19 protein-coding genes are annotated in these 20,936 nt (G+C 56.1%); 5 read left to right on the top strand and 14 right to left on the bottom strand.

All coding sequences use genetic code 11. The annotated features are described in order from the left end of the window. Positions 1 to 19: 19 nt before the first annotated feature. A complete protein-coding gene (locus ABJQ89_RS06905; RefSeq protein ID WP_348495532.1) occupies positions 20 to 544 on the bottom strand; it encodes an acyloxyacyl hydrolase in 525 nt (174 codons plus the stop codon). A gap of 334 nt (positions 545 to 878) precedes the next feature. On the opposite strand from ABJQ89_RS06905, the gene ABJQ89_RS06900 reads away from it, so the two are divergent. Beyond that, positions 879 to 1,181, top strand: coding sequence for an H-NS histone family protein (locus tag ABJQ89_RS06900; RefSeq protein ID WP_348495531.1), 303 nt, complete (start codon positions 879 to 881; stop codon positions 1,179 to 1,181). 19 nt (positions 1,182 to 1,200) lie between these two features. Here ABJQ89_RS06900 and ABJQ89_RS06895 read toward each other — a convergent pair whose 3' ends face one another. Continuing rightward, on the bottom strand, positions 1,201 to 2,619 hold the full coding sequence (locus tag ABJQ89_RS06895; RefSeq protein ID WP_348495530.1) for a mannose-1-phosphate guanylyltransferase/mannose-6-phosphate isomerase: 1,419 nt from the start codon (positions 2,617 to 2,619) through the stop codon (positions 1,201 to 1,203). A gap of 89 nt (positions 2,620 to 2,708) precedes the next feature. Here ABJQ89_RS06895 and ABJQ89_RS06890 point away from each other — a divergent pair, with 89 nt between their 5' ends. Further along, entirely contained in the window at positions 2,709 to 3,899 is a 1,191-nt protein-coding gene (locus ABJQ89_RS06890; protein WP_348495529.1) for a hypothetical protein, read from the top strand. A gap of 134 nt (positions 3,900 to 4,033) precedes the next feature. Beyond that, complete coding sequence (galE, locus tag ABJQ89_RS06885) at positions 4,034 to 5,053, top strand: UDP-glucose 4-epimerase GalE (protein WP_348495528.1); 1,020 nt, start codon at positions 4,034 to 4,036, stop codon at positions 5,051 to 5,053. A gap of 65 nt (positions 5,054 to 5,118) precedes the next feature. Here galE and ABJQ89_RS06880 read toward each other — a convergent pair whose 3' ends face one another. Continuing rightward, complete coding sequence (locus ABJQ89_RS06880) at positions 5,119 to 6,108, bottom strand: ParB N-terminal domain-containing protein (protein ID WP_348495527.1); 990 nt, start codon at positions 6,106 to 6,108, stop codon at positions 5,119 to 5,121. A 54-nt stretch (positions 6,109 to 6,162) separates the two neighbouring features. After that, positions 6,163 to 7,554 (bottom strand): AAA family ATPase, encoded by a 1,392-nt coding sequence (locus ABJQ89_RS06875; RefSeq protein ID WP_348495526.1) that lies wholly within the window; start codon positions 7,552 to 7,554, stop codon positions 6,163 to 6,165. A 463-nt stretch (positions 7,555 to 8,017) separates the two neighbouring features. Between ABJQ89_RS06875 and ABJQ89_RS06870 the strand changes: the two genes are divergently transcribed. Both ABJQ89_RS06870 and ABJQ89_RS06865 read left to right on the top strand, forming a co-directional pair. After that, the gene (locus ABJQ89_RS06870; protein WP_348495525.1) at positions 8,018 to 9,037 is read left to right on the top strand and encodes a replication initiator protein A; all 1,020 of its coding nucleotides are present in this window, start codon (positions 8,018 to 8,020) and stop codon (positions 9,035 to 9,037) included. 138 nt (positions 9,038 to 9,175) lie between these two features. Next, positions 9,176 to 11,038, top strand: a complete 1,863-nt coding sequence (locus tag ABJQ89_RS06865) for a nucleoside-diphosphate sugar epimerase/dehydratase (protein ID WP_348495524.1) — start codon at positions 9,176 to 9,178, stop codon at positions 11,036 to 11,038. A gap of 10 nt (positions 11,039 to 11,048) precedes the next feature. Here the strand turns inward: ABJQ89_RS06865 and ABJQ89_RS06860 are convergent, their stop codons facing one another. From ABJQ89_RS06860 to ABJQ89_RS06815, 10 genes are all read right to left on the bottom strand, one after another. Continuing rightward, positions 11,049 to 11,705: a hypothetical protein gene (locus tag ABJQ89_RS06860; RefSeq protein WP_348495523.1), complete on the bottom strand. Its 657-nt coding sequence runs from the start codon at positions 11,703 to 11,705 to the stop codon at positions 11,049 to 11,051. Positions 11,706 to 11,837: 132 nt separating this feature from the next. Beyond that, positions 11,838 to 12,911, bottom strand: coding sequence for a calcium-binding protein (locus ABJQ89_RS06855; protein WP_348495522.1), 1,074 nt, complete (start codon positions 12,909 to 12,911; stop codon positions 11,838 to 11,840). A gap of 183 nt (positions 12,912 to 13,094) precedes the next feature. Next, entirely contained in the window at positions 13,095 to 14,249 is a 1,155-nt protein-coding gene (locus ABJQ89_RS06850; protein ID WP_348495521.1) for a DegT/DnrJ/EryC1/StrS aminotransferase family protein, read from the bottom strand. A 3-nt stretch (positions 14,250 to 14,252) separates the two neighbouring features. Continuing rightward, a complete protein-coding gene (locus tag ABJQ89_RS06845; RefSeq protein ID WP_348495520.1) occupies positions 14,253 to 14,846 on the bottom strand; it encodes an acetyltransferase in 594 nt (197 codons plus the stop codon). Next, positions 14,843 to 15,433 carry a sugar transferase gene (locus ABJQ89_RS06840; RefSeq protein WP_348495519.1) on the bottom strand — a complete coding sequence of 197 codons (591 nt, stop codon included), beginning with the start codon at positions 15,431 to 15,433 and terminating at the stop codon, positions 14,843 to 14,845. Before ABJQ89_RS06840 ends, ABJQ89_RS06845 begins: the two co-directional genes overlap by 4 nt. Continuing rightward, positions 15,430 to 16,692, bottom strand: a complete 1,263-nt coding sequence (locus tag ABJQ89_RS06835) for a glycosyltransferase family 4 protein (RefSeq protein WP_348495518.1) — start codon at positions 16,690 to 16,692, stop codon at positions 15,430 to 15,432. Before ABJQ89_RS06835 ends, ABJQ89_RS06840 begins: the two co-directional genes overlap by 4 nt. Positions 16,693 to 16,697: 5 nt before the next feature. Continuing rightward, a complete protein-coding gene (locus ABJQ89_RS06830) occupies positions 16,698 to 17,819 on the bottom strand; it encodes a DegT/DnrJ/EryC1/StrS aminotransferase family protein (protein WP_348495517.1) in 1,122 nt (373 codons plus the stop codon). Positions 17,820 to 17,823: 4 nt separating this feature from the next. Next, positions 17,824 to 18,414 carry an acyltransferase gene (locus tag ABJQ89_RS06825; RefSeq protein WP_348495516.1) on the bottom strand — a complete coding sequence of 197 codons (591 nt, stop codon included), beginning with the start codon at positions 18,412 to 18,414 and terminating at the stop codon, positions 17,824 to 17,826. Further along, the gene (locus ABJQ89_RS06820) at positions 18,411 to 19,358 is read right to left on the bottom strand and encodes a Gfo/Idh/MocA family oxidoreductase (RefSeq protein WP_348495515.1); all 948 of its coding nucleotides are present in this window, start codon (positions 19,356 to 19,358) and stop codon (positions 18,411 to 18,413) included. The genes ABJQ89_RS06825 and ABJQ89_RS06820 overlap by 4 nt, the downstream gene beginning before the upstream one ends. A 15-nt stretch (positions 19,359 to 19,373) precedes the next feature. Next, complete coding sequence (locus ABJQ89_RS06815) at positions 19,374 to 20,669, bottom strand: nucleotide sugar dehydrogenase (protein WP_348495514.1); 1,296 nt, start codon at positions 20,667 to 20,669, stop codon at positions 19,374 to 19,376. Positions 20,670 to 20,936 lie beyond the last annotated feature (267 nt).

The following is a 20,936-nucleotide window of genomic DNA, read 5'->3' as shown; positions in this document are numbered from 1 at the left end:
ATCTAATCTCTAAATGCTATTAATTCAGCGGCACGCTCACGCGCAGTTGCAGCGTTTCCAACCCTGGATTGATCGCTGAAATATCACCATTCGAGCGGTGGTCATAAGAAACACCGACACGCAGGCCGCTACGGGCCTGCCAGCCGATTTCAGCGCCAGAGCGGAATTCGATATCGTGACCCAGATTAGGGCCAGAGCCTTGGGCATAGACACCGGGCATAAAGTGCAGCTGCGCATAGCCGCCAGCGCCAGAGGGGCGGTCCCAGAACCGCGTTGTATGCGTCGCGCCAAGGCCCACCCAAATATCGTTCGTATCCGTCACCGACAGTCCAACCGCAGGCTGGAAAGGGCCAAAAGATGTGCCCAGATCGTAGCGCAAATAAGCTTCGCTCCCGATGGTTTTTTCTTGAAAAATCACATTGCCAAAAGAGAGGGTAATCGCTTCTTGGGCCGGGGTGCGCGCAAGGCAACCGGTCTCGCAATCATTGGTCTTCATATCGGTTAATCCGATAGCAAAGAAAAGCAGTGCCAAACGTCCGTCCATTGCGAATACCTTTTGTCAAAACCTGTCTCATCTCTAAGCGAAACGCTCCAGCCTGTCACCCGCTTAACACTTTCGATCTTTGACATTTTCGCGCAGAGCTCATCAACGCCGCTTACCGCAGTCTTCGCGTGGTTAGACACTAAGTCTGCGAGATAAAACAACATAATTCTCATTATCAGATCGAGCATTTCTCAATATTTCCGCGAGTCCCTTTCCCGCGGTACAACGTCAAGCATTCTAAACTGGGCAAAAAACTGCCCTTTTATAAAAAACCTCTTTTCATTCTTTAAAAACGGGTATCTTACGCCCATGCATTTATTCATGGGGATGAAAAATGGATCTAAATACACTCTCTCTCAAAGAGCTCAAAAAACTCCGTAAAGACGTCGAAAAAACAATCGCAAACTTTGAAGATCGAAAAAAGCGTGAAGCTTTGGTCGAATTGGAAAAGAAAGCGGCTGAGATGGGCTTCTCACTGTCTGAGCTGACAAAGGCCGGCAAAGTGAAAAAAGTCAGCCCACCAAAATATCGCAACCCAGCAGATCCAGAGCAAACATGGACCGGCCGAGGCCGCACGCCGCTCTGGGTTAAAGCTCTTGAAGCCGCTGGCGGCTCTCGCGACGACGCACTGATCTAAACGCAGTCAAGGCAGCCAATCACGTGCGGGCATACACATCCTCATAGCGGATGATGTCATCCTCACCCAAATAGCTACCCGTCTGCACTTCGATCAATGTCATATTCACCTTGCCGCGGTTCTCCATCCGGTGGACCGCGCCAAGGGGGATAAAGACAGACTGGTTTTCAGTCACCATTTGCTCCGTATCATCGATCACCACATGGGCTGTGCCTTCGACCACGATCCAATGCTCTGCGCGGTGCACATGGCTTTGCAGGCTCAAGCGACTGCCTGGCGTGACAACGATGCGCTTCACCTGAAACCGCGTGCCCATCGCCAGTGAATCAAACCAGCCCCAAGGGCGGTGATCGCGGGTGAATTGGCTGGCTTGTTTCGCGCCCTTCTCTTGCAGCGCGGCAACAGCCGCTTTGACGTCCTGCACGCGGCTACGATCCGCAACAAGCACCGCATCAGGCATCGCAACCGCAATGATGTTCTCAAGGCCGATGCCCACCAGTTCTTGACCTTCAGATGCGGCCCAGAGCAGGCTGTCTTCGCACTCCACCGATGTGGCCTCGCCAATCAGGGCTGTGCCCTGCTCGTTCTTATCCGCAATGCGCCGCAGCGCTTCCCAATCGCCAAGGTCTGACCAGCCATCAGAAAAGGCCAGAACCTGCAAATTATCCGCCTTCTCCATGATCGCATAATCGAGCGAAATCTTTTCGATCTGCGCAAAAGCAGCCCTGTCTAAACGGCGAAACCCGAGGTCCTGCTCGGCCCCATCCAAGGCCGCTTGTGCGGGGGTGATCATATCCGGCGCATATTGCGCGAAAGCCTCGCAAATCGTTTTAACCGAGACTAGAAAGATCCCCGCGTTCCACAGGAATTGCCCAGAGGCCACCATCGCCTTGGCGCGTCCCAATTTCGGTTTTTCCACGAAAGCTTTCAAAGGTGCAGGCGCATCCTTTGGGTCGGTGTCTTCGGTCAATTCCAAATAGCCATAGCCCGTTTCAGGACGATCTGGCGTGATGCCAAAGGTCACAATCGATCCCGCCTCTGCCGCGCTGCGCGCAGCCTCTACCGCCGCGCGAAACGCGGGCGCCTCAGGGATCGCATGATCCGCAGGCGCAATCAGCATCAGCCCGTCAGGATCACTGGCTTGCAAGAACAGCGCCGCCACCAGCACCGCAGGCGCCGTATCGCGTGGCTCGGGCTCAATAAAGATCGCCTCGGGCAAGACCCCTGCCCCGCCCATCTGTTCTGTCACAATGAAACGGTAGTCTTCCGAGGTGAGCAAAACAGGACGACGGAACCCCTGCCCTGCCAGCCGTTTGACCGTTGCCTGAAACAACGTGTCGAGTTGGCCCAAATCCGCGAATTGTTTTGGATAGCTCTTGCGCGAGAGCGGCCAAAGCCGCGTGCCTGACCCGCCTGCGAGAATAACCGGTGTAATCATGAAGAAAATATTCCAACTTATGTTATGGTCCCCACAAGGCTGAATTCATGGGAACAATGCAAGCCCACTCTAACAGGAATGGTGCTATCATGTTCAATCTGAAATCATTGTTCTCTGCGAAACAACACCCGCCTCCCCTCTTGCTTCCTGACCATCTCCACCTTCCCTCCCCCGATGCCGTCTTTGATGTCTTGGAGAAACGTCTTGAAATCATGTTCAACCGTGCAAAGAGCCCCAGAGATTTAGGTGGACGTTATTATGCTTGGTACTGGGGTTATTTGGGACGCGCAGTCCATGACTTAGCACTAACAACCCAAGAGGATCGGTATCATCATCTCATGCACAAAAGCTGTATGCGCATGCTGGCCCTACGGGATGATCAACGCGGTATTATTGACGACATTCGCAAAGCCACGCTCCCGGGGTGGAGCGCGCAAATTGACGGTGTGCGCACAAATGAAATCACAGTTCTGGGCCTCATATGCCTACCTCTCGTAGAATACGCATTGGCAACTGGGGATCGCATAATCGCGCAAGGCGCAATCGAAGCATTGGATTGCCTCACACACGAAGCTCTGCAAATCGAAAACGGTGCGATTTGGTTTCGCCACCCCCTCAACGGCATTCCCGAAGCGATCAATCATGCAAATCTCTATGGAGCAGCGCTTGCCCATGGCGCACATCTCCCTGATGCGCCCTCTCGCTTTGCCACGATCGCACTGGGCATTGATCAATGGTTTCGCCAGTTTCAAGTCATTACCCGGCACCGACGCACAAGAACAAAGCGCGTCGCTCATTGGCCCTACAGCCCAGGCCCTAAAGATCAGGCAGGCGCACATCACTCAGAAGCGATTTGGAAAGCTGGGGCGAGCATTGAATTGCCAATTGCATTGGCAGAAACCTCTTTCGCACAAACAGACAGCTCGCTTGATCCCATCACAGCAATCATCACAGGAAATCCATTGGTTCAGAAAGGTGAATTCCCCCTGTCAATCGATCCACGCGTTGAGCGTACATTAGGGGCTAAATATGAAGGATCGAACCTACCCGCATTTTTAGCAGCGTGGTTTCAAATTGGGGACGACGAACTTGATGATACAATCTTGCGTCTCATGGCACAGCACAGCGCAAAGTTTCATGGCGGATGGACGGTCAGCAACCGCACTATGATGATGGGTTTAGCCCATCTCATCAAAACAAACCGCATCCTGCCAGCCCTTCAAACAGGCCCTGATGCGAATGCATGGGCGGCTTACTTTCGCAACGACAGCAAATCCTAAATGTTTCGCGCGCGAAACATTTAGCCGCAAAACCTTCAATCAGAATTGGACGCCCCTCTTCCTGAATGTTAACGACATACAGACCAAGAGGCTCACACGAGGGGCCCAATACAGGCCCAAGTGTAGGATGTAGTATGCGTGTTTTTGTAACTGGCGGAGCGGGATTTATCGGCTCACACACCCTTGTGCAGCTTCTGCGCGACAACGCTCAGGTCACGGTTTTTGACAATTACACCAACAGCTCTCCCGAGGCGCTCAAACGGGTGCGTCGGTTGGGGCAATCCGATCTCACCGCGGTTGAGGGCGACATCTGCGACACTGGTGCGCTAAAGACAGCGCTAGAAGAGGCCCGCCCAGATGCGGTCATCCATTTCGCAGGTCTAAAAGCCGTTGGTGAATCCGCTGAAAAGCCCCTCGCCTATTATCAAAATAACATCACTGGCAGTCTCGCCCTGCTCGAAGCTATGGACAGCGTCGGGTGCCGCAGGATTGTCTTTTCTTCCTCCGCGACGGTCTATGATCCGCATGAGCAGCCCCCCTTCACCGAAGAACACCGTCTAGGCGCCATCAACCCCTATGGGCGCACCAAGCAGTTCGTTGAAGATATCATTCGCGATTGGGCCGCCGCCAACACAGAGACATCCGCCGCGATCTTGCGCTACTTCAATCCTGTGGGTGCACATGCTTCTGGCGATATTGGTGAAGATCCCGTGGGCATCCCCAACAACCTCGTGCCCTACATTTCCCGCGTCGCGGGCGGCAGTCTTGCACAGCTACAGGTCTTTGGCGGCGATTACGACACGCGTGACGGCACGGGTGAGCGGGATTACATCCATGTTGAGGACCTCGCCAGCGCCCATCTGGCAGCGCTCAAACATGCGATGAAGACTACGGGCAGCGAGACGTTCAATATTGGAACCGGTCAAGGCACCACCGTTCTAGAAATGCTAAAGGCCTTTGAAAAAGCCGCCGGCAGGTCCATCCCCTATCGCATCACAGACCGTCGCCCCGGCGATGTGGCCAAGAGCGTCGCAGACGTCTCCAAGGCGACGCGTGTGCTGGGCTGGCAAGCGCAGTACACTGTGGACGACATGTGCAGCTCTGCGTGGAACTGGCAGAGCCGCAATCCAAATGGGTATGACAACGCGGAGTAATCCGCCTCTTAGACTCTCAAATGTTTCGCGCGCGAAACATTTGCGCGCCTGTGATGCCTCAGCGTTTAACGCTGACGGCTCTTCAGCCAGGCCTGTAAATCCGTCAAAAGCGCGCTATCCACACGGGAGCCTCGCATCGTGATGCAGCGCTCTTCGGCTGTGATCACGATCCCCGTCACAGGCGCATAGCTGCGCGAGCGTTTCGGCGCGACCCTTTCGCCACCAGTATCAGAGACTGAAAGGCGTTTTAGACACCTATTCAGAACCTGCTGTTCCGCCTCAAAGTTATCACAGGACGCATCCATCAAAGCCGCTGCAATTTGCCCTGAGGCGCTTGAATCGTTCAACAGAAGTTTTGACAGCTGCAACCCCATGCGCTCCCCCATCTGGGTCGGGAACTTGAGCGCGTGACCAAGCTGGCTGGCCACGGGGATGAAGGATTTGATCTTGGATCGTTTCGCGCGCGACGCGCTTTGAAATAGAGTCTGCAAGGCCTTTTTGTCACCCTCAAAGACGCCAGCCTCAACAGCCTTCACAACGATACGCGCGCGTTCAAAGTAGCTAAGTCCGACGCGAATTTCGTTCTCTTCTATCATCGCGACATAGGCATCTGGGGCTTCGCGCGGTGCGGTAATGATGGCCTTCGCGCTCTCAGAGCCAATCGCGCGGAGCGCTTGCAGGCGACGCCAACCGGAAATCAGGCCAAAGCGCCCGTCCCCGAGATCGACCACTTCAATCGGGGTTTGTTGGCCGCGTGCTTGCAAACTGGTGCGCAGCGCTGCCATCTCCTCATCGTCTACCACGACACGGTCACGCACCAGATAGGTTTCATCGATCTGGTGCAACGCAATCGCCGTGATCATGCGCCCCTCTGCGCGCGCACGGCGCAGGGTTTCGGACAGCTCCTCAAGCGCGGCCACGGTAGAGGCATCACCAGCAACGCTAGCAATGGGCGGTGCAGGATGGGGCGTGAACCCTGCCATACTTTTGGTTTCCAGTGGCGCAGCATCCAGGTCACGCGGCTGGGCCGGCGCAAGGCGTTTCCGTTTAGCCATTATAAATCCTCCTGTGACAAGGGCAGAGGGAAGCAGAAAGCCATGAAGCGTAGGTTACCCATCCGAACGCTCCTGCTGCAGCTCATCACGCCGCCACACGCCCAAGAGCAGCTCTTTGAAGGCTGCATAGGTCGCATCAAATGTTTCGCGCCCGCGCACATAGGTCTCGCGGTTGAAATCACGGTAGTCGGCCTCATAGATGCCGCTGACCTGCTCACCCGCCTGCCCGATCAGCGCGGTGAAGTCCTGACGATGCGGGCTGAGCGTGCGCCCGAGGTAGGCTTGCATCAAGCCGGCAAGTTCCGCCTGCTGCGCCCCGTCATAGCGCGTGACCACCGCGCGCACCGCATCCCATTCAAAGGCCAGCTCTGCGCGACCAAGCGCGCGCGCGGCGATGTTTTCACCCTCCTCGATAGAGGCAAAGGTGGAATGCAGCATATCAAAGAAACGTCCCGTGCTGTCGAACTCCAAGAATGACGCGCCAAGCGGCACGAGCAGGATGTCAGAGGCGGCCAGACCATTGATCGTGAGGTAGCCAAGGGCAGGGGGGGTATCGATGAAGACCAGATCGTATTTATCGAGCACACCGTCGGCCTCAAGGCTCTCGGTGAGCGCATCCCAAAGTTTCCAGCCGCGCGCTTGCATACGCCAGACGGGGATTTGGAACTCGGCCCAATAGAGGTTCAGCTGCGCACCAATGAGATCGATGTTTGGCCAATGGGTTGGTTTGATCAGGCTGTCGGCGGTGATGTCCAGCGCCTCAGAGAGGGTATCGTCCAAGGGCAGGGGCGGTTCACCCCGATCGAGGCGCTTTTGGTTCTCTGTGCGCAGGTGTTCGCCGTAGTGACGCGCTAGCAGGGGAAAGACCGTGCCCCATTCGTCCTCGACCTGACCGCCAAAGATGGATGTCATCGATCCCTGGCTGTCCAGATCAAGCACCAGCACCTTATAGCCATCGAGCGCGGCGGACATGGCCAGATGCGCCGCTGTAGAGGTCTTGCCAACCCCGCCTTTGAAGTTCGCCACAGCCACCATTTTGGCGGGCAACTCTTCGGGGCGGTAGGGCTGGTATTCTTTGGCCTTGGAGCCGCCCGTAGCGAAATGCGCGCGCAGGCGCAGCACCTCGTCTAGGGTGAACCATTTGGCGCCGCCCGTGGTTTCGCTGGTGCCCTGTGGTAGCTCTGGGTTTTGTTTCAGCACGCGGCGGAAATGGGCCTGCGCGACGGGGATCAGATATTTGGTGATTTCCCAAGTGGAGAACAGACGCAACTGTTTGCGTCCCTCTTCATTCATCCCCCGCGAAGATAGATCATCCCGCCCTGCAGCGCAGGCTTTTGCAATATCCGCAAAGCCATCCGTGCTGACAGGATCCTCCAAAGCGGCCAAAGCCTTGTCTGGATTAATGTTGAAATAGGGTGGCTGCTCTGCCTTAGTGTCTTTGGCCATGATGTGTCCCCATGGTTCCGATGTGCGCTGTTTTCCTAAAGATACGCGAAAACGCAGCACATGAAAGCAAAACCATCACAACACGTATCTTTTCTTAGCAAATACAGGGCGTTTTTCTTGTGAAGGGTCGCTTATTCAGGGGAGGTTTCTGAAAAATCTGATGTTAGATTCTAGTTATTAATATAGTTAAGGGTCCTTGATGTTTTCGGTAAGCCATTAACTGCAAACGTTTTTTTTAACATCTAATGAACTCTAGTGACTCTGAACCCACGATAAGGTGACTCTGAAACCACGCCAGAGTGACTCTGAACCCACGATTTTGAACAGGCCATGGGAGTTCGAATCGTAGACGCATCCTGTGGATAACTTTAGGCTGGGCGTTAATGAAAACACGAATCCCGTGCGCTGGACATTTGCCCGCTTGAATGAGGCAGGCCGCGTAACGAGGCAAAAGAGCAGTAACATGGCAGATACATTTCCGGCTTTATCGCTGGACCGCGACAGGCATCCCACGCCCGATTTCTTTGTATGCGACATCTTTGATGCGCTGCCCAAGGACGATATGGCGAGCATGGAACACCCGATTTTTTCGCTCTCAACGCGCCCTGACCGGCGCATTCTGAACTATGCGCATAATGGCACAGAGATCACAGTTGTGCCCTCGGTCAAGGGATTGGCGACGTTGCATGACAAGGACATCCTGATCTATTGCATCAGCCAGTTGATGGCGGCGGTGAATGCGGGGCGTAGCATTTCGCGCAAACTGACACTGAAGGCGCATGATCTTTTGGTGGCGACAAATCGCGAAACATCTGGCGATGGTTACAAGCGGCTGCGCGAGGCGTTTGAACGTCTGGCCGGCACACGCATCACCACCAATATGGAAACTGGCGGGCAAGAGGTGACGACGGGCTTTGGCCTGATCGAGAGCTGGCAGATTGTGCGCGCCTCCAAAGGCGGGCGCATGGCCTCTGTCTCTGTGGTGCTGTCTGAGTGGTTGTTTCGCGCGGTAGAGAGCAAATCAGTGCTGACGCTCTCCACGGATTATTTTCGTCTGCGCAAACCGCTGGAGCGGCGGATTTACGAGCTGGCACGCAAACATTGCGGACGGCAAAAGAGCTGGCGTGTTTCGGTGGACACCCTTTTGAAGAAATCCGGCAGCGCCAGTCCGCGCCGTGTGTTTCGCAAGATGATCCGCGATATGATCGCGGCCGATCATCTGCCCGATTACGAGATGGCGGAAGAGGAGGGGGATCTGATCCGCTTCACCACGCGCAACGTGGTGATCGAGGACGGGCTGCACTTACCCCCGCTCTCTGCAGAGGCGCTAGAGGCCGCGCGCCGCCTTGCACCTGGTTTGGATATCTACGCGCTAGAGGCCGATTGGCGCAGCTATTGGGCGGCCTCTGGCAAGCCCCGCTTACGCGCGAGCGATGCGGCCTTTGTGGGCTATGTAAAGGCGCGCGCGCAGGGGCAAACATAGATTGGCAAAGCGAATGAAAGTCACAGTACCTGACAAACGGCAGCGCGCTGATTGCCCCAGAGGCTTACTTTAGGGTAGCTTAGCGTCATATTGATATTGATTCATTCTTTTTGAATGCCCCCTGTATAGATTGCCTTTATGGAACAAGTTCTCCGATTAATGCCCCGTCAAGCCAAGGGTATCCTGTGGCTGACGATCGATGCGCTCTTGGTGCCTATTTCGCTCTATGCTGCGTTTAGTCTGCGTCTTGGCACGCCGTCCGCCTTTCCGATGATGCAGTCTTCATGGGCCTTGTTCCCGCTGCTGATGACGGCAGGTGTGGTGATTACCCATCTGCTCGGGGTGCCGCGGATCAAGCTGCATTCCTTTGATGCCTATGCGATGCGTCGACTTGGATTTGCTGCGCTGGGGCTGACGGTCTGCGCGATGATCCTGAGTTATATGTTTGATCTTTGGGCGCCGCGCTCTGTGCCACTGATCTTTGGCGTACTCTTTTTTGTTACCGCTGTTTTGATGCGTCTTTTGGCGCTGGCCGTGGTGCAATCAGTGCTGGGGCATCTTGGCGATGCGGTGCCTGTGGCGATTTACGGCGCGGGGGCGGCGGGCATTCAACTGGCGTCCGCCTTGCGCCAATCCAACGAATTTAAACCGGTGATCTTCGTCGATGATAATCCGGCCCTGCGCGGTTTGTTGATTTCCGGTTTGCAGGTGCACAATCCCAAGACATTGGCCAACCTTGTCGAGAAGGGGCAGATTGCGCGCGTTCTATTGGCGATGCCCTCGATCAGCGCGTCCTTGCAAAGCAAGCTGCTGACAGACCTCGCCGATCTGGAATGCGATGTGCATGTCATGCCGTCGTATGAAGATCTGGTTGCGGGCAAGGGGCTGACCGAAACGGCGGCGCCTGTGGCCCCTGATGCGCTGCTTGGCCGCGATAAGGTTGATCTGGATATCCCCGATGTGGCCAAGGCCTATGCGGGGCGCGTTGTGATGGTGACGGGGGCGGGGGGCTCGATCGGCTCTGAACTGTGCCGTCAGCTGTTGGATATCAAACCGGCCCATATCGTGTTGTTCGAACGCTCTGAGTTCGAGCTTTATAAGATCGACAACGAGCTGCGCGCTTTGGCTGAGGCCGTGGGCATCAAAGTGACGACGCGCCTTGGCTCGGTCGTGGACGGGCGGCGCGTGGCCGAGGTCCTGCGTGAGACAGGCACAGAGATCGTGATCCATGCGGCCGCCTACAAACATGTACCGCTGGTGGAAGAGAACGAACTTGAGGGTGCGCGCAACAATGTGCTGGGCACGCAGATCGTCGCGGATGCGGCGCGCACTGCGGGCGTTGAACGCTTCATCCTGATTTCAACAGATAAGGCCGTGCGCCCGACCAATATCATGGGCGCGACCAAGCGGCTGGCTGAATTGGTGGTGCAAGATCTGCAAACGCGCTCTAGCAGCACCAAGTTTTCGATGGTGCGCTTTGGCAATGTGCTGGGCAGCTCTGGATCGGTTCTGCCGCTCTTTGAGCAGCAAATCCGCCGCGGCGGCCCTGTGACAGTGACCCACCCTGATGTGACGCGCTTTTTCATGACCATCCCGGAGGCGGCGCGCCTTGTGCTGTTGGCGGGCGCCTATGCGACGGGTGGGGATGTCTTTGTGCTGGATATGGGCAAGCCGATGAAGATCATCGATATCGCACGCCGCATGATCGAGCTGTCAGGACGCACTATTCTTGAGGATGGCACGGGCGATATCGCGATTGAGATCACTGGTTTGCGCCCGGGTGAAAAGCTCTATGAAGAGCTGTTGATTGATGACGACAGTCTGCGCAGCACGCCGCACGATAAAATCCTGCGCGCGGAAGAAGCGATGCTGAGTCAGATCGAAGTGGCTGCGATGCTGCGCGAGCTAGATCGTGCGTTGGATGCGGGCGATGCACGCGCGCTGCGCAAACTGATCGAAACGCGCGTTGATGGGTATCACAGGCAAGAAGACATCGCTTAGGGTCTTGCCCTTAATAATCTACCGTCGCTTTGATGCCACCGGCAAAGGCTTTACCCTCTTCGGTGCTCGCGCCCTGAAACAGGCCATAGATGAAATCTCTGGCCAAAATGGTATCGCGCCCTGCACGCCCAATCAGATCACCCGTCACCCCGTTATGGGTCGCTGAGCCAGTCAGTTCCGTGCCGGCGATTGAGGCGATGACGCTGAGATCATCTGCGGTGGCGGTCAACATGCCTGTCGCGAAATTCACCTCGACCGTGATTGGCCCCTCAAGGGTTGAGACATCATAGGTGGTGACCCCATCCGTGCGGGCGATGTTTTCGGTGCTCAGAATTTTGTAAGAGCCATTCATGCTGGCGCTGCCAATCGTCGGGCGAGCCACGAAGGGGGACAGTCCGATGTCCTCGACATAGGCCGTGCGTGCAGAGACGCTACCATCTGCATTGGTGACGATGCTCATATTGCCGGCGGTATAAAGGTCAGAGAAGGAATCCTGCGTAATCGCGAGCAGCCCGACTTCAGGCACAATGCCGGGGTCCATGATCAAGCCGCGAAAGGATGCGGTGACTTCGACAGGGGCTTCAGGGTCTATCACAGGGCTGCCCCCATCGGGGGAGCAGGCCATCAAAGCGATGGGTAAAATTGTAAGAGACAATGCATATTTCAAAACCATACTCCAAGTGAGCAAAAGGAAAGATCGTAGATCTAAATCAATTGCACGAGCATGGAGAACAAGGTGCTTTGAGTCAATTTTGAGCCATACCCCGTGGTTGCGACATGGGGTATGGCTCACCGCGCGTTAGCTACTGCGCTCAATGCCCACGAGTCTGATGTCGTCTAAGGTGACGGCGGAGTGCCCTACGCTCGATAGGATAGCAACGACTTGCCCATCCAGAAGCAGGTTAACCGAGTTCGAACCAACATCCGCGAGAGACACCGTGGGGGCAGGGCCGCTCGCGTCATAGTCGATGATGAGCATATCCTCGGTGTGGTCGTAGTCACTGAGAACAATAGGCTCGTTTGTAGAACTATCAGCGATCAAGACGAAGGTGTCTTCACCGGCGCCACCCGAACCGTTGTCACCTGCCCCTAAAACGAGGAGATCGTCGCCAGGGCCGCCTTCTAATACATCTTGGCCTGTCTCTGTTCCCGCGTTCAGCACATCAGTTGTATCGAAATTTGCAAAAATAGGAGAGGCGAGTATCTCTTCGGGTGTTCCGTTGTTCGCAAGATTAGGATCAAGTTCAGTGAGTTGACCCAGCGCATAGAAGGTTTCTGCTGTATGGTCTGTTTGTCCCGCGACGGAGCCGTCAAAGTTCGTAAATCCGCCAAAGAGTGTGTCATCGCCGTCGTCGCCTACCAGAGTATCATCTCCATTACCGCCCACTAGGAGATCGTGCCCGGCTTGGCCATATAGATAATCGGCGTCATCCCCACCAAATAGAACATCGTTGGAACTATCACCGTAGAGCTCATCCATCCCGTCGCCACCGCCAAGCGTATCTTCACCCCGACCACCGAAGATGAGATCATCGTGCGACCCTCCGACGAGCAGATCAAAGCCTTGCCCACCGTTTAGCGTGTCTTCGCCTTGCCCTCCGATCAAGTAGTCATTGCCAGTGTCACCGTTCAGCGCATCCGCGCCATTGTCGCCGGTTATCAAATCCTGGCCTGCTGCGCCGGATAGGGTGTCATCACCATCGCCGCCGCGGATCAAGTCGTCACCCCGGGTGCCTCTCAACACATCGTCAGAGGTGGTTCCAAAAATTCCGTCGACTTGCTCTTCGGCAGAGGATTGATCGATCTCTGTATCTTCAGAAAAATCCGCTGGATCAGAGGCATTATCACTGCCCTCGTCTCCTAGAAAAAACATACCTAAAGCCAAGGGAAGTAATAAAGCTAAAACAATCATAACGAGCCTCAAATAACATGATAAAACCAGAGGTTATCAAGGTAGTTGAGAGAGTCTAGAGCGAATTCTTACGAAAAAGTTAACAGTAGAAACGGATTAAAGTCATTGTTCTTGGGGTGGGGACAATTTGTCTAAGTCCATCGATCACCGATATGCAGCGATGACATCGCATGTCTTTTGGATCTCAGCATCGCTCAGGGTTGGATGCACCAAGAACATCAGGCTGGTCTCGCCAAGTTCCTGCGCGACGGGCAGGGGGGAGGGCAGGCCGCCGAAGGCCTTTTCGCGGTAGATTTCGGAGCAGGAGCCAGAGAAGCACGGCACGCCCTGTGCCGTGATCTCGTTCATGATACGGTCGCGCGTTGCCGCGTCGCCGTTCACGAAGACATAGACTTTGTAAAACGCGTGGGTGATGTCGTTTGGCAGCTCTGGCACGCGAAATAGTGGATTGCTGCGCGCGGCATTCAGGATCGCTTGGGCATTCCTCCTGCGCGCGGCTTGCCAGTCTTCCATACGCTCCAGTTGGATACGGCCAATGGCGGATTGCGCTTCGGTCAGGCGCCAATTGGTGCCGATGCTTTCATGGAGCCAGCGAAAACCAGGTTTGTGGTCGCGCTCATAGACCGCTTCCCAGCTTTTGCCATGATCTTTGAACGCCCACATGCGCCGCCAGATGGCTTCGTCATTGCAGGTGACCATGCCACCTTCGCCGCCTGTGGTCATGATCTTGTCCTGACAAAAGGACCATGCGCCCACATCGCCAAGCCCGCCAACGGGTGTGCCGTTCAGCGTGGCGCCATGGGCCTGCGCGCAATCCTCGATCAGCTTGATGCCGCGCGGCGCAGCAAGGGCGCGCAGGCCGTCCATATCGCAGGGCCAACCGGCAAGATGGACGCAGAGGATCGCTTTGGTGTTTTCGTTGAGTAGGGGCTGCACGGTGGCGGGGGTGATGTTCTGACTGTTGCGATCCACGTCGGCAAAGACAGGCTTTGCGCCCGCGTTCACGACGGAAGAGGCCGAGGCGATAAAGCTGCGCGGCGTGACGATGACCTCATCGCTCGCACTGCCGCCATTCATGCGACCGATGCCGAGCCCATGCAGCGCGAGGTCCAGTGCCACGGTGCCATTGGCCAACGCGATGGCATGATTGGTCTGGGTAAACGCGGCGAACTCTGTCTCGAACGCCCGCCCGATGCCGCCGGTCCAATAGTTGACCTTGCCCGAGAGGATCACATCACGGGCAGCATTTGCTTCTTCCTCGGTGAAAGAAGGCCAAGGGGCGAAAGGGCCGTTGAGCATGGTCTAAAATTCCTTTGCGGGCACGCCGCCAAAGCGCGCGCCATTTTCAATGTCTGTGACCACGGCAGCGCCCGCCGCAACGACCACGTCTTCGCCGATGATTTTATATTCACGTACCGCTGCGCCAATGCCGATCCAGGTGCGCGCGCCGATGCAAACGCCGCCGCCAAGACGTGCACCCGGCGAAAGATGAACACCGTCGTCAAGCGTGCAATCATGATCGACGCTGGCGCCTGTGTTGATGATGCAGCCGCGCCCAATGCGGGCAAAGGGGCCAACAATCGCGCCCGCGCAGATCACTGAACCTGCGCCAATCTGCGCATGGGGTGAAATCACCGCCGCAGGGTGGATCAGGGTTACAAGATCGCATGGAACAGAGTCTAATAAGGCCAATCGGGTCTGATTGTCGCCAATGCCAAGGGCGCATAGTCCCTCGTCCAGATCCGCAGGTGTGCCGATGACGTTCCATGCGCCGCTCTGCGTCAGATCAGGAAAGGCTCCATCAAGAAAAGCGATGTCGTCATAGCCCGTGGCTTGCGCAATATCTGCCAGCACACGGCCATGACCACCTGCGCCGATGATACGCAGCGCCTTCATTGCTCACCTGTAAATTTGGACATGGTGGTTTCCCCCGCCGCAGAAATGTCATCGCGTTTTACCACCTTTTTCACGGTGCGTGCGATGATTTTCAGATCAAGCAAGAGCGAGCGGTTGTCCACATACCAGACATCGAGGTTCAGCTTCTGAGGCCAGTCGATTGCATTGCGCCCATTGATCTGCGCCCAACCTGTCACGCCGGGTCGCACCTCATGGCGGCGCGCTTGATGCGCGGAATAGAGCGGCAGATATTCCATCAGCAAAGGGCGCGGGCCAACGAGGCTCATATCGCCCTTCAGCACGTTCCAGAGTTCGGGCAGCTCATCCAATGACGTGCTGCGCAGTTTTGCACCGAAGGGCGTCATGCGCTCAGCGTCGGGCAGGGGCGTGCCGTCGGGGCCATGGGCGTCCTTCATGGTGCGAAATTTGATCATTTCAAAAGGCACGCCATCTTTGCCCGGACGCGTTTGGCGAAACAGCACAGGCGCGCCAAGACGGCGGTGGATCATCACCCATAGAATGGCGATAACGGGGGAGAGCAGGAGAAGGCCGATGCCAGCCCCGAAAATGTCCATGAGGCGTTTCATGCGCTGCCCTCTGTTGCGATGTCTTCGATGTAATCGACAAACTCTGGCATTACGGTTTCTGCGTCAAACAAACGATCGAACAACATGCGCGCGCGGGGGGCTGGCGCGCGGTAAACTGCGGGGTTGGCGGCGATCTCTTCCAGTGTCCCGCGCAGGGCATTGGCATCGCCTGTGGGGTAGGGGATCAGTAGACCATCAGGGCCAAGTACCCGTTGCATTTCGCCGGTCAGATTGGTGAGGATACGCAGGTTAGAGCGCGTGAAATCGGCAACCTTGTTCGGGATCGAAAGCTGGAAATCAAAGCGATCCAGATAGCACATCATCCCGATGTGCGCGCGCGCATAAAGAGCGCTGAGCGCGGCTTGATCGACCCAGCCACCAAAGATGACATGAGGCAGGCGCGCGGCCATCTCTTCGATGCGGGGGGTCAGATCGCCAGAGCCGCAAAAGACGAATTCAAGCTCACGTGCGGCGGTTTCGGGTAGGGCTTCAATCGCGTCGAGCAGGGTTTGGATGTCCAGATCAGAGATCAGCGTGCCGGCCCAGATAAGGCGGGTTTTGGGCGCATCCAGATCAACGCCTTTGCCCTGCCAAAAGGCGAGATCCTCGGTCACGGGTGTTGCGCTCTGGCTTTGGTAGAAAACGCGATCCTTCGCAGTTGTTTCGCGCGCGAAACGTTTTTGTCCCCATTCCAGCATGCCTTGAGTGATGGAAATCACCCCATCGGCCCCGCGCATGGCTTTACGCCCCATGCGCTCCCACGGAATGAAATAGCCCTTAAAGGGCAGGCCGGTTTTGGCGGTGATACGTTCATAGAAAATGTCAGGCCAGAGATCGCGAATATCCAGCACAACGGGAATATTATGCGCGCGGCCAAATTGCACTGCCGCAAAGGCCAGATCAATCGTCGGCCATGCGCAGAGGATCACATCGGGGCGCGGTTGATCAGGGGCCAGCGCGGTGAAGGCGCGGCGCACATCTCGGTGATCCAGAAAGCGGCGCGGCGAGATATGCGAGGTATAGCCACGCGAGGGCAAGAAGATCATGTCCGGCCCATCGGGGTTCGGGCGCAGGGGCGTGGCGGGCGTCACATCGCGCATGGTCTTGAGTTGGTGATGGAACTGCGCGCTCCACCATGTCACCTCATGACCGCGCTCCAGCAGGGTTTGCGCCATGAGGCCTGCGCGAAACAAACGATCCCCTGATTCAGCAGAAAGGTGCGGCACGGGCTCACCGGTTTTGATGATCCAGACCCGCATATGCTTTAGGCAAGCGCCGCGCGCAGGGCAGCGATCACTGAATCCTGTGTTTCAGTGTCTAAATAGGGGTGCATGGGCAGGGAAAAGACCTGTTTGGCCAAAGTTTCGGACACAGGCAGGCCCGCAGGATCGGTCGGGAACATATCATAGGCTTGCTGTGTGTGCAGCGGCATTGGATAGTAGACCATGGTTGGGATGCCCGCCTCTTTGAGGCTGGCTTGGATCGCTTCGCGGTTCTGCCCTTCGCGGGTCTTGAGCGTGTATTGTGCCCAGATGGATTTGCTCTCGTTGCCTACATGAGGCGTGTCGATGAGGTCTTGCAACGCGTCAGTGTAGCGATCTGCCACGCGTTGGCGCGCTTCAATTTCGTCAGGGTAAATCGCAAGTTTTTCGAGCAGGATTGACGCCTGGATCGTGTCGAGACGTGAGTTCATGCCGATGCGCACGTTGTTGTATTTGTAATCGCCCTTACCGTGAAAGCGGAGCGAAATCAGCAGCTCGGCGATGTCGTCATCATCGGTGAACAGCGCGCCGCCATCGCCGTAACACCCCAGCGGTTTTGCGGGGAAGAAGGAGGTGGTCGCCAGATCGCCAAAGCTGCCTGTGGTCTTGCCGCGATAGGTACCGCCAAACCCCTGCGCGCTATCGCCGATCATCTTGAGACCTTCGGCCTCGACGATTTTGGTGATGGCATCGTAATCCGCAGGCAGACCGAAGAGGTCGACAGGGATGACGACTTTGGGATTGAGGCCGATGTCTTTGGCGTGATCGATCGCGCGTTGCAGGCTTTCTGGGTCCATGTTGAAGGAGACTGGATCGACCTCAACAAAGACCGGCGTTGCGCCCATGCAGGGCACGACCTCGGCCGTGGCGGCAAAGGTGAAAGAGGGGCAGAACACCGCATCGCCCGAGCGCACGCCAAGCGCCATCAGCGCGAGTTGCAGCGCATCCGTACCATTGGCGCAGGTGATTGCGTGACGTGCACCGCAGAAATCTGCCAATTTAGTCTCTAGTTCTTTGACCTCAGGCCCGAGAATATAGGCGCCGTGATCCAAGACCGCTCCGATGCGCGCATCAATCTTGTCCTTGATACGGGCTTGCTGGGCTTTGAGGTCGATGAACTGCATGGAGTTACTCCGAAGTGAGCGTAAGGTTGTCGCCTGATTGTGTGTATGTCTCGCCCGTGCGTGGGCAGGTCAGGTCATCGCCAAGGCGTTCGCCAGAGCGCGATACCCAGCCAATGCGCCGTGCGGGAATGCCTGCCATGAGCGCATGGTCAGGCACATCCTTTGTCACGACAGCGCCGGCGGCGATCATGCAATAGGCGCCAAGCGTATTGCCACAGACGATGGTGGCATTGGCGCCTATAGTTGCGCCCTGTTTCACCAGCGTTTCGCCGAACTCGTCTTTGCGCTGCACATGGGCGCGGGGCGTCAAAACGTTGGTAAAGACGCAAGAGGGTCCGCAGAACACATCATCCTCAAGCGTCACGCCCTTATAAAGCGCGACGTTGTTCTGGATTTTGCAGCCCGTGCCGATGCTGACATGGGGGCCTGCCATGACGTTTTGGCCCAGAGATGAACCTGCGCCAATCGTCGTGTGGCCCAGCACATGGACGAAGTGCCAGATTTTGACATCTGCGCCAATTGTAGAGGGCGCATCGACCCATGCGCTTTCGTGAACAAAAGCGTCCTTATGTACCTCTGCGCCCGTCTCGATCATCCAGCGAGAACCTTTGCGATGTCCGGATGCTGCTCACCGCGACTTGGTTCAATTGCAGCTGTGCGGATGTGAGAAACCAGTTCAATGGAAGGGCGCACCACATCAAGGCCATAACCGCCGCCGTCGAGCACGTTCTGATAAGACGCCGTGTGCAGGTCGGTGAAGCCGCCAGAGAATTCGATCTCTTCACCCTCAACCGTGATGGAGCGGTGCGTTGTTTGGCCCGCTGGCGTGTGTGCTGGCAGGTGATCGCGGTTGATCGACAGAACCCAGCGCACGCGCGCCTGTTCAAATTCGAGGTAACCCGCCGCTGCATCGGTGCCACGGTGATGCACGATGTTTTCTTTCATTGGGCCAAAGACGAAGGAGAGCATGTCGTAGAAATGCACGCCGATGTTGGTGGCGATACCGCCAGACTTTTGATCAAAGCCTTTCCAAGAGGCATGATACCAAGCGCCGCGCGATGTAAAATACCCCAAATCTACGTCGTAGATTTTGTCCTTGGGACCATTAGCGATCTTTTCCTTCAGCGCGATGATCGAATGATGCAGACGCAGTTGAAGGATCGAATGAATGCGCTTGCCCGTTTCTTTTTCCAGCGCGGCCAGATCGTCAATATCAGCAGGGTCCAAGACCAAAGGCTTTTCGCAAATCGCATCCGCCCCGGCGCGCAGGGCAAAGCCCATGTGCGGTTTGTGCAGATAGTTCGGGGAACAAATACCGACATAATCAATGCCTGTGCCGCGCGTGCGCAGATCATGCACATGGGCATCGAATTGTTCGAACTGGGTAAAGAAGGCCGCATCCGGGAAGTGGCTGTCCATGATGCCAACGCTGTCGTTGATATCAAAGGCCGCATGCAGCGTGCCGCCGGTTTCTTTCATCGCCTTCAAATGGCGCGGAGCAATATAGCCGGCCGCGCCGATCAGAGCATAATTGGTCATGTGAGTGTCTTCCTTTTACGCGCGTACAACGCCTTCGTCGCCGCGGAATTTACCGCGTGTATCAACAACAATTGGGGCATGGGTACGGATCATGTCATAGTCAAAATCAGTGTGGTCTGTGAGCAGGATCACAGCATCATAGCTGGCCAATGTCTCAGGGGTCAGATCGACCGAAGAGAGGTCGAAATCATGCTCGCGCATTTCAGGGAACACAGGCACGTTCGGATCTGAATAAGCAACATCAGCGCCCCAATCGCGCAAGAGTTCCATCACGAAAACAGAGGGGCTTTCGCGCATGTCATCCACATCGCGTTTATATGCGATGCCAAGGGCGAGAACCTTGGCGCCTTTCAGCGCTTTGCCCGCTTGGTTCAGCGCGCGCACGGTTTTATCCACGACGTATTGCGGCATGGCTTCGTTGATCTCACCCGCCAGTTCGATGAAGCGGGTGTGCAGACCAAATTCGCGCGCTTTCCATGTCAGATAGAACGGGTCGATCGGAATGCAGTGACCGCCAATGCCAGGGCCAGGGTAGTAGGCTGTAAAACCGAACGGTTTGGTTTTCGCCGCATCCACGATTTCAAAGATATCAAGACCCATCGCATCGGTGACGGTCTTGAGCTCATTGACGAGGCCAATGTTGATAGAGCGGTGGATGTTTTCCAGCAGCTTCACCATTTCAGAGGCGTCCGTAGAACTCACGGGAACGACGTGATCGATGAAGGCGCCATAAAGTGCTGTGCCTGCCTCTAGGCAAGCAGGGGTCATGCCGCCAACGACCTTTGGAATGGTCTGAGTGTTGAAGTTTGCATTGCCTGGATCTTCACGCTCGGGCGAGTAAACGAGATAGGCATCTTCGCCAACGGTGAGGCCGGCCTTTTCAAGGTAGGGCAGCAGCACTTCACGGGTGGTGCCCGGCCATGTTGTGCTCTCGAGAGAAACCATCTGACCCTTGCGCAAATGCGGTGCGATCAAATCCATGGTGGCGGTGACAAAGCTGAGATCCGGTTCGCGGGTTTTATCCAGCGGCGTAGGCACACAAATCAGCAATGCATCGCATTCGCTTGCGCGGGCAAAATCGGCTGTCGCTTCAAAACCGGCATTGCGCATCGCGCTGATTTCATCGCCGGAAATATGTTTGATCGGGCTTTGTCCTGCATTGAGCTGGTCCACGCGACGCGTGTCGATATCAAAACCTAGAACAGACAAGCCCACCTCATGCACGCGCAGGGCCAGAGGGATGCCAACATAACCAAGGCCAAGAATGCCAACTTTTACGTCTTTTGAAGTCACTTTGTCAGGAAAATTCATGTGAGGCCTAATGCTATTAATACCGTTATATCCCTACTATAGAGCGCCCTTACCCTACGCAATCCGCATTTCTCGACGCAGGGTTGGCAGATATTATTCGTGCGCTTTTTGACGCGCTGCCAGGAGTTCTTGCAAGGTTGCATTCTCGGTTCGCAAATCAAGCACCTTGGACGCCATGAGGCCTGTTTCCCGTGCTGTACTGATAGCGTAGCGAATGGCGATTACCAAATAGAGCAGCATGAACAGTTTCGATTCATCCAAATCATC

The sequence above is a fragment of the Planktotalea sp. genome (genome assembly GCF_039984035.1).
Classification (GTDB): domain Bacteria; phylum Pseudomonadota; class Alphaproteobacteria; order Rhodobacterales; family Rhodobacteraceae; genus Planktotalea.
Note: the sequence above shows the minus strand (reverse complement) of the source record. Positions and strands in the feature narration are given on the sequence as shown.

Coding starts and splice junctions, on each gene's coding strand:
- ABJQ89_RS06905 (WP_348495532.1), bottom strand. CDS start 544: ATGGACGGACGTTTGGCACTGCTTTTCTTTGCTATCGGATTAACCGAT.
- ABJQ89_RS06900 (WP_348495531.1), top strand. CDS start 879: ATGGATCTAAATACACTCTCTCTCAAAGAGCTCAAAAAACTCCGTAAA.
- ABJQ89_RS06895 (WP_348495530.1), bottom strand. CDS start 2,619: ATGATTACACCGGTTATTCTCGCAGGCGGGTCAGGCACGCGGCTTTGG.
- ABJQ89_RS06890 (WP_348495529.1), top strand. CDS start 2,709: ATGTTCAATCTGAAATCATTGTTCTCTGCGAAACAACACCCGCCTCCC.
- galE (WP_348495528.1), top strand. CDS start 4,034: ATGCGTGTTTTTGTAACTGGCGGAGCGGGATTTATCGGCTCACACACC.
- ABJQ89_RS06880 (WP_348495527.1), bottom strand. CDS start 6,108: ATGGCTAAACGGAAACGCCTTGCGCCGGCCCAGCCGCGTGACCTGGAT.
- ABJQ89_RS06875 (WP_348495526.1), bottom strand. CDS start 7,554: ATGGCCAAAGACACTAAGGCAGAGCAGCCACCCTATTTCAACATTAAT.
- ABJQ89_RS06870 (WP_348495525.1), top strand. CDS start 8,018: ATGGCAGATACATTTCCGGCTTTATCGCTGGACCGCGACAGGCATCCC.
- ABJQ89_RS06865 (WP_348495524.1), top strand. CDS start 9,176: ATGGAACAAGTTCTCCGATTAATGCCCCGTCAAGCCAAGGGTATCCTG.
- ABJQ89_RS06855 (WP_348495522.1), bottom strand. CDS start 12,911: ATGTTTTTTCTAGGAGACGAGGGCAGTGATAATGCCTCTGATCCAGCG.
- ABJQ89_RS06850 (WP_348495521.1), bottom strand. CDS start 14,249: ATGCTCAACGGCCCTTTCGCCCCTTGGCCTTCTTTCACCGAGGAAGAA.
- ABJQ89_RS06845 (WP_348495520.1), bottom strand. CDS start 14,846: ATGAAGGCGCTGCGTATCATCGGCGCAGGTGGTCATGGCCGTGTGCTG.
- ABJQ89_RS06840 (WP_348495519.1), bottom strand. CDS start 15,433: ATGAAACGCCTCATGGACATTTTCGGGGCTGGCATCGGCCTTCTCCTG.
- ABJQ89_RS06835 (WP_348495518.1), bottom strand. CDS start 16,692: ATGCGGGTCTGGATCATCAAAACCGGTGAGCCCGTGCCGCACCTTTCT.
- ABJQ89_RS06830 (WP_348495517.1), bottom strand. CDS start 17,819: ATGCAGTTCATCGACCTCAAAGCCCAGCAAGCCCGTATCAAGGACAAG.
- ABJQ89_RS06825 (WP_348495516.1), bottom strand. CDS start 18,414: ATGATCGAGACGGGCGCAGAGGTACATAAGGACGCTTTTGTTCACGAA.
- ABJQ89_RS06820 (WP_348495515.1), bottom strand. CDS start 19,358: ATGACCAATTATGCTCTGATCGGCGCGGCCGGCTATATTGCTCCGCGC.
- ABJQ89_RS06815 (WP_348495514.1), bottom strand. CDS start 20,669: ATGAATTTTCCTGACAAAGTGACTTCAAAAGACGTAAAAGTTGGCATT.